Source organism: Phytobacter sp. V91 (assembly GCF_965644225.1).
GTDB lineage: Bacteria > Pseudomonadota > Gammaproteobacteria > Enterobacterales > Enterobacteriaceae > CBFFRJ01.
In genome coordinates this window covers 1-1,716 of sequence record NZ_CBFFRJ010000261.1, presented here as the reverse complement: position 1 = coordinate 1,716, position 1,716 = coordinate 1, and the positions used below count along the sequence as shown (strand labels likewise).

Genomic DNA, 1,716 nt, shown 5'->3' with positions numbered 1-1,716 from the left:
ATGGGTGCCTGAACGATGTGGTCGCAGCTGCAGCAGGCCAGTTTTGGCCGCTGCGTTTCGATAACCTTAAAGGCGCTGCTGATAAGCTCCAGCTGCTCCGACACGTCGCAGCCCAACGCTATGAGGTTGCCGCCACACGCCGGACAGGCTGTTTCTGCTGGCTGCAGTATGCGGGTTTCGCGGGGAAGCGTGGCGGGCACCGGTTTGCGGGCAGAAGACTGGCGCAGCGGCTGCGGCAGTAACCAGACCGGCCCGCTGCTGGCGCGTATCACAGGCAGTACAGAAGGACTGGAGGCGCTGCTGAGTTCATGTGGCTGGCAGGCGGTGGCTGAGGGTGAGGCCCTGCCCCGGCAGTACCGGCTGACCGCCGGGCTGGAAAAAGGTCAGAACTAAACAACTCAGTGGCGCAGCTGCGCCAGGTCGTCCTCGGACAGGCCGGTCATTTTCATCACCGTGTTGTGATCCAGACCGTTATCAAGCATCGTGCGGGCCACTTCAAGTTTGCCTTTTTCGATACCGCGCTGTTCGCCCAGCTGAATGCCTTCCTGACGCCCTTCGACGCGGCCACGCTCAAGGCCCTTCTCAATGCCCTTCTGTTCACGTATAGGAAATTGAAACCATTTCAGCCCGTGAATGTGGCGGTTAGAATTTAATCACTCTTTGATTCGTATGCCACCGGGTAAGTGGTGCTCTGCAGCTTGCAGCTGCTGTGCAATTGTCATCAGTGTGTCCCCGTGCTGCGGCACCCGCTGTGCCAGTTGACGTACAAAGGCTTCGGCGTCGTCGGTCTCGCCGGCCTGCACCAGATAGTTTATCAGCGATATCAGCTGCTGTCCCGTGAGATGTCCGGTCAGCAGAACGGTGGCCAGCCGGTCAAGCAGGCCGGCAAGGTCGCGCTGATGGATATGCTTCTGTAAAAGCGTCAGGGCCGCCATGCTGCGGTGGGTCATGATGTCATCGTCCGGAATGACGGTGACGTCAACCAGCGGGAACGGCCCGGCATACAGCTGTCCGGCCAGCTGCGGGTCGTCAAACTCATCCAGCCAGCGGGTGGAGTACGGGTACGGGCTGCGCCTGCCGGTGTAGAACAGCACCGGAATGACCAGCGGCAGTTTTTTGTGCCCGGCATCGAGATGGCGCTGCATGGCGGCCACGGCATAGCGAAGCAGGCGGAAGGCCATGTGCCTGTCAGGCGAACTCTGGTGCTCAATCAGCACATGAATGTAGCCGTCCCCGGCGGTGGTCTTCAGGCTCCAGAGCACGTCGCTGTAGTAGGCCCGCAGACTCTCCTCGACAAAGCTGCCGGATTCGAGTCTGAGGGTGCTGAGGTTGCAGACGGCTCGCAGTTCGGCCGGGAGATGAATGGCGATGAAGTCCCGGGCGGTGTCGGGGTTTGTCAGGAAGGCTTTTTCCATGAATTATCCAACAGATTGATAATCAACAATTTTGTAAAAAAAAGCATTCAACATCGTCATCTCACAGGCTGTTGTATAATACGGCAATACTTAGGTCACAGCTTCTCACCTCGAGGTCGGCTGTCAGGGAGCACTATGCGCAGATTTGTTTTCAGGAGCCTGTCCCGTATGGTCAGTGCGGATATTAGCCAGCAGTTGAAGGATAACGCTGCTCACAGGGAACCAGGCTGTGTCCCTTAATCACCTGAGTTATAGTAACTGTCTTTTTCAACAACATATTGAACTATGGCTCGCTACGATA

The 1,716-nt window shown here is 57.6% G+C and carries 1 protein-coding gene and 2 pseudogenes; 1 reads left to right on the top strand and 2 read right to left on the bottom strand.

The genetic code is table 11. The features are described from left to right. Nucleotides 1-239 (bottom strand): annotated as a pseudogene (locus ACSZO4_RS25465) (IS66 family transposase zinc-finger binding domain-containing protein); the annotation flags it as partial. Here ACSZO4_RS25465 and ACSZO4_RS25460 point away from each other — a divergent pair. Further along, on the top strand, nucleotides 169-393 hold the full coding sequence (locus ACSZO4_RS25460; RefSeq protein WP_437891867.1) for a hypothetical protein: 225 nt from the start codon (nucleotides 169-171) through the stop codon (nucleotides 391-393). The pseudogene ACSZO4_RS25465 and the gene ACSZO4_RS25460 overlap by 71 nt on opposite strands. A gap of 5 nt (nucleotides 394-398) precedes the next feature. On the opposite strand, the pseudogene ACSZO4_RS25455 reads toward ACSZO4_RS25460, so the two are convergent. Next, nucleotides 399-1,415, bottom strand: a pseudogene (locus tag ACSZO4_RS25455) (Rpn family recombination-promoting nuclease/putative transposase). Between the last annotated feature and the right edge of the window lie 301 nt (nucleotides 1,416-1,716).